5 protein-coding genes are annotated in these 5746 nt (G+C 38.8%); 3 read left to right on the top strand and 2 right to left on the bottom strand.

Going from position 1 to position 5746, the window contains the following annotated elements; all coding sequences use genetic code 11:
* Positions 1–1247: GUN4 domain-containing protein (locus CK510_RS25135; protein WP_143289430.1), on the top strand; the 1247-nt coding region annotated here is incomplete at its 5' end.
* 155 nt (positions 1248–1402) lie between these two features.
* Here the strand turns inward: CK510_RS25135 and CK510_RS31200 are convergent.
* A complete protein-coding gene (locus tag CK510_RS31200; protein ID WP_143289429.1) occupies positions 1403–1708 on the bottom strand; it encodes a hypothetical protein in 306 nt (101 codons plus the stop codon).
* A 365-nt stretch (positions 1709–2073) separates the two neighbouring features.
* On the opposite strand from CK510_RS31200, the gene CK510_RS25130 reads away from it, so the two are divergent.
* Positions 2074–2544, top strand: coding sequence for a hypothetical protein (locus CK510_RS25130; RefSeq protein ID WP_095724275.1), 471 nt, complete (start codon positions 2074–2076; stop codon positions 2542–2544).
* The gene (locus CK510_RS25125; protein ID WP_095724274.1) at positions 2541–3161 is read left to right on the top strand and encodes a PIN domain-containing protein; all 621 of its coding nucleotides are present in this window, start codon (positions 2541–2543) and stop codon (positions 3159–3161) included. The genes CK510_RS25130 and CK510_RS25125 overlap by 4 nt, the downstream gene beginning before the upstream one ends.
* 912 nt (positions 3162–4073) lie before the next feature.
* Here CK510_RS25125 and mnmE read toward each other — a convergent pair.
* A complete protein-coding gene (gene mnmE / locus CK510_RS25120) occupies positions 4074–5456 on the bottom strand; it encodes a tRNA uridine-5-carboxymethylaminomethyl(34) synthesis GTPase MnmE (protein WP_095724273.1) in 1383 nt (460 codons plus the stop codon).
* Between the last annotated feature and the right edge of the window lie 290 nt (positions 5457–5746).

Below are 5746 nucleotides of genomic sequence, written 5' to 3'. Positions count from 1 at the left end.
GGTTTTTGACCATTGGTGAAGTAGCAGACCTAAAAGCTGTCAGTGTGGATACGATTAGACGCTGGGAAAAAGAAGGACGGATGTTAGCCGAGATATGTACTGACTCCCACCCCCATATTGTCCAGGTAATGGATTTATTTGAAGACAATAATCGTCACTGTTTGGTGATGCAATATATACCGGGAATGAGTTTGTGGGATTTGGTGCGACAACAGGGGAAATTATCAGAAACCGCAGCAGTTAAATACATCCATCAAATTGGTTTGGCTTTGGTGGAAGTGCATCGCAGAAAGCTTTTACACCTCGATGTCACCCCGCTCAATATTATGATTAATTCCGAGTCGGGAACTGGCAAAGCTGTTTTAATCGACTTTGGCATTGCTGCGGATATGTCACCACCAAGCACGTTGTCGATGTCCTTTGGGAATCGAGCTTTTGCACCTTACGAATTAATTCGCAAAGGTGTGCGTCATCCTACGGTTGATGTTTATTGCTTGGCTGCGTCGTTGTATTATGCTGTTACGGGGGAAATACCAACTAATTCGCTGGCTCGTAAATGGGAAGAAGAAGAATTAATTTCACCACAGCAACTTTTTCCTACCTTGAGTCAACCGTGTTGTGATGCGATTATGCGGGGGATGGCGTTGGAGGCAAAAGAGCGTAGCCAAAGCATACAAGAATGGATCGATTTATTGATACCCCAGCAAACACCTGTAACCGCTCAAGCAGAGGTTGAATTAAAATCCGATGTGGGGATTGATTATTCCAACTTAGAAAAGCTACTCAAAGCACAAAACTGGCTAGAAGCAGATGAAGAAACTCGAAGAGTTATGCTGAAAGTCACGAACCGAGAAGAGAAAGGTTGGTTTGATATTGGGTCAATTAATAACTTTCCTTGCACTGACCTCCACACAATTGACCAACTGTGGGTAAAACACAGCAATGGAAACTTCGGCTTTAGCGTGCAGAAGCGTATATGGTTGGAGTGTGGTGGTAAAGTCGATTATAAAGCGGAGCAAGCGTTGGGTGATGCTTTAGGCTGGCGAAAAAATGGAAAGTGGCTAGACTACAAGGATATTACATATGGAAAATGGCTAGACTACAACGATATTACACTTACATTAAATGCCCCTCTTGGACACCTCCCGGTGTGGGTATGGGCAGAGTGGGGGTTGAGTGTGTATGTTGTTGGTAGTAGGGGGTTTTTGGGAGTATTCTTCTATCGCATCCAGACTTGTAAAATGTAACACATACGGGTTACAGAATTTTCTAAAGATTTGTGAACGAGTCATTTTCCACGAAGTCATGCGGGTTCTGGGTTGACCATACCTGGCACTGGGAGTTTGGTGTTTTTTGGGTTTTCTGGCTTCTTCGTTGTAGTATGTCCCCCGCGATTTTTGGGTCATAATAGGGAATAACTAAATATCCCAGAAAGCGGGTTTCTCCCCACACAAAATCTGCAATTAGTATGACAAAACCCAGAAACCCGCTTTCTCCCTAAACGCGAAAACCCGAATAATTCTTCGTTGCATTCAGCATTGGGTGATGGGAGAAACCGGGTTTCTATTGGTGTTGCGTCGAAAATAGTCGTGTTGATTTTGAGAGAAACCCGGTTTATTGAGCAAATAATCAATTTTTCAAGTGCGATCGCGTTTCTCCCGTAGCGACTGTCTTGAAAGTCAAGCGATCGCAAAATTATACTGTTCATATAAACTAAGCAGGAGCAAACTCGGTATATTGTCGCAAACGGGGTGGATGAAATGCTAATACAATGCGATCGCGTAACGACTTCTGCGGACTATTAAGCTTGTAGAATAATAGCAAATATAAGCGATTGGTATTTATGGAAAATTCTCTATCGAACAAGAAACCCAGAAGCAAGAACTCGATATTAAAGTGCGATACCTACGGTGGTAAACTACGCATGATTTATTAAATACCTGTGCGACTTGGGAAGATACCCGCAAAACATCTATGCAAGTTGTACGGTAGATAAATAACCATAGTAGACACCAATCAATAACATTTTACGTCAAAATAATAGGGTATCTAAATTATTGAGGTGAGCCAATTATGGCTGTTATCTCGGATCGACAGTGGGATTTGTCTGTCGTCAATCGTGACGGTAAACTTGTCCTTGTAGTCGAGGTTAAGAGCAAAACTAACGTACCACCAGAATGGGCTACAAAATTTCGGCGTAATATTCTTGCACATGGAATTTTAGCCAATGCTCCCTATTTTTTGATGGTTTTTCCAGATAAATTTTACCTGTGGACTAATAGTGAGAATCTGATTTTAGAAAAAGAACCCGACTATACTATTGACGCGCATCCTATTCTCGATCCATATTTTGAGCGTGCAGGAATTGTCGGGGATAGAATTAGTGGGCAAAGTCTGGAAATAATTATTGCTTCTTGGTTGGGGGAAATTATCCATTCAGAAAAACCATCACAAAACTTTGATGCTACTCAACTTTGGCTGATTGAGTCAGGATTATATGATGCGTTAGCTGGAGGGCAGTTTCAGGATGAGGGGATAGCGTGAATATTTATGTTGAAACAAATTTTGTTTTAGAGCTAACCTTTAAACAAGAGCAATCTCAAAGCTGTGAAGATATTTTAATACTTTGCGAACAACAACGCGCAAAGCTGATCGTTCCAGCTTATAGTCTGGCTGAACCCCATGAAAAATTAAACCGTCAGGCTAAAAGTAGAAAGGAATTACAAAAGTCATTAAACACAGAATTAGGACAACTTTCACGTACAAGTTCTTATACAAGTCGGATTAAAAGTATCCAAGATATTGCTAGCTTAATAGTGCAAAGCAATGAGGAAGAGCGAAATCGCTTTATTCAGTATAGAGAACGACTCTTAAATGTTGCGGAAATTGTTCCACTTAATACTGAGATTTTAAAAGAAGCTGCATCTTCGGAAACAATTTATGATTTAACACCACAAGATGCCTTTGTTTATGCATCTGTTATCCAACATCTACGCCATTCTCAGCCACTACAAGCGTGTTTTTTGAATCGAAATTTTAAAGACTTTGACAGTCCAGATATTATTGATGAACTAAGCAAGTTCAACTGTAGGATGATTCCACGATTCGATCATGGTTTAAGCTTCCTTCAAGCACAAACATCACATTTAGATAGTGATTGAATTATTCTCAGGATTCTTCTTGAATAACCTCGATCTTACCGTCAAGTGCGATACCTGCGGTGGTGAACTACGCATAATTTATTAAATACGTTTTCTACTTGGGAAGATGCCCACAAAAGAAATAATTGATGATATTTATACAAGTCTTACGGTAGTGAATAGTCACAGATGGCTGGAGTATAATCTAACCTATGAATGTTGGTTTATGTCTAACGGATATCCTAAGTTAATGCTGAAACTACCTTAGTATTTTTTATATTAGGTAAATTTGCACTTGTGTAACTCAATGAATATCAGCTATTTTCATTGATAAATACTGGAATTAAAACCTGCGATGGTCAGAAAAATAAAGCACGGTGGTGGATATTTAGAAGTTGCTGTGGGAGTCGGAATTGTCTGTTTTATTACGTTGTTTGTTACTTTTTTTCTAGTGCCATATTTTGTGATTTATTTGCCAATTGTATTATTTTTGACTACTAAAATAGGATGTTGGTATATTTTACGTAATCAGCGATATGCTGGCATTCGCTTAACTATTTTTTATACATTTTGCTTGGAGTTTATCTTTATACTTTTCTCCTTACTATCGTCGGTTGTTTTATCTGCACCTAATTTATTTTATGGGTTCTTTATTTTCTCTGTCAGCTTGTTATGGTTTGCAAGTATGATACCGATATTGAATTCACTAGTTTTAATAATTTTATTTTTTGTTGCTTCGATTGTTGTCACTTTACTGCCATTAGTAGCGAGATATTTAGCTAATAATCATTATAGGAGAAATAGAAGAGTTAGAAAGGTTGTAATTAGCTCAAGTTGATTTGAAAAAAAAAGTTAATTCCTTTCATATTATAGAGTTATTTAAAAGTTCGTATATATAACTTTTTACGGACAATTAGAAACTGTTATATGCTTCTATTTACCTATACAAAATTTACTAAATATTCTCTCTAATACTGATTCTGTGACTTCCTCTCCTGTAATTTCTCCTAATGCATGAATTGCCGCACGTAAATCAATTGTCCAAAAATCAAACGGTAAATCTTGCTCTATTGTTGTTTGTACTTGTGTGAGGGATGTTTTTGCTTGTAATAATGCTGCTGCTTGACGTTGGTTAATGGCAAAATCTGTATCTGCTGCCGTTACTTTTCCTGTTTGCACTATTTGTAAAATTGCTGTTTCTAAATCTTCAATTCCTTGATTTTTTGCCGCAGCAGTTTTGACTATTTGATTTATTTCTTTTGGAGATGGGATATCTGGTAAATCAATTAAATCGATTTTGTTAATTACTAAAATTAATGGACGGTATTTTACTTGTTCGTAAATTTCTTTATCTTCAAATGTCCAACCTTGGGAAGCATCAATAGTCAATATAACTAAATCTGCACTTTGAGCGGCTTTGTGCGATCGCTCGACTCCAATTTTCTCAACGGTATCTTCTGTTTCCCTAATTCCAGCAGTATCCAGTACTTGTACGGGGATACCACCAACCACTAATTGGGATTCGACGACATCACGAGTGGTTCCCGGTAAGGGAGTGACAATTGCCCTATCCGTGCGACTCCAAGCATTTAACAAACTTGATTTTCCCACATTGGGACGACCAACGATCGCAACTTTTAAACCTGTTCGTAGTAACTCTCCTTTATCTGCTGTGGCAAGGATACGATTTATTTCTGAGGCGATTTTTGCAAATTCCTGAATGATATAGTTACAATCCAAAGGGGGTAAATCGTCTTCAAAATCGATTCGCGCTTCAATCTCTGCGAGTATGTCTAAACATTGGTTACGTAATTGTCGAATTGGTTGTGCTAATTTACCCTGTAATCCAGCAAGTGCTGTTTGTGCAGCTTGGGATGATTTTGCCCCAACTAAATCTGCAATGCTTTCTGCTTGGGTTAAATCCAAACGTCCATTTAAAAATGCTCGCAAGGTAAATTCACCAGGTTGGGCAAGACTTGCGCCATTTTCTATACATAACTGCAATACTTGTTGCACTGCCATAATTCCCCCATGACAGTGAAATTCCACCACATCTTCGCGAGTGTACGATCGCGGAGCTTTCATGATTAATAATAAGGCTTCGTCAATTGTTTGTTGGGTTTGTGGATGACGAATATAACCGTAGAGAATGCGATGACTTTCCCAAACTTGATTTCCTGGAGCTTGGAAGAGTTTTTGTGCGATCGCGACTGCTTGAGAACCCGATAAACGCACAATTCCCACACTACCTTGTTGTGGTGCGATCGCGGTAGCTATGGCTGCTATGGTTCCAGTTGTGGCAAAGTTTTGGGACATTTGGGAAAGTCAATCTAAAATCAAGAATCTACTTAATAGTATCGGTATTTTCTTGCCGATTTAAATTAAATTTAGCACGTATTTAATTTCTGTGACTTTACCTATAGATGATGTCATAATTGGGGAATGAGTAATCTTTCAATCGTATCCCATCAATACTTCGGGGTAAAGATTTATTCTGGCATCCACGACCAACCAAACGGGTTAAGCGAAGATTTGTCCCGAATAATACTGCCCAAAGATGGGATATTTCCGATCAAAGAAATGCGATCGCGGATATACTCAAAAAA

It is taken from the genome of Brunnivagina elsteri CCALA 953 (assembly GCF_002289455.1).
GTDB classification, from domain to species: Bacteria; Cyanobacteriota; Cyanobacteriia; order Cyanobacteriales; family Nostocaceae; genus Brunnivagina; species Brunnivagina elsteri.
The sequence above is the reverse complement of the archived record's forward strand: the minus strand, read 5'-3'. Positions and strand labels throughout refer to the sequence as shown.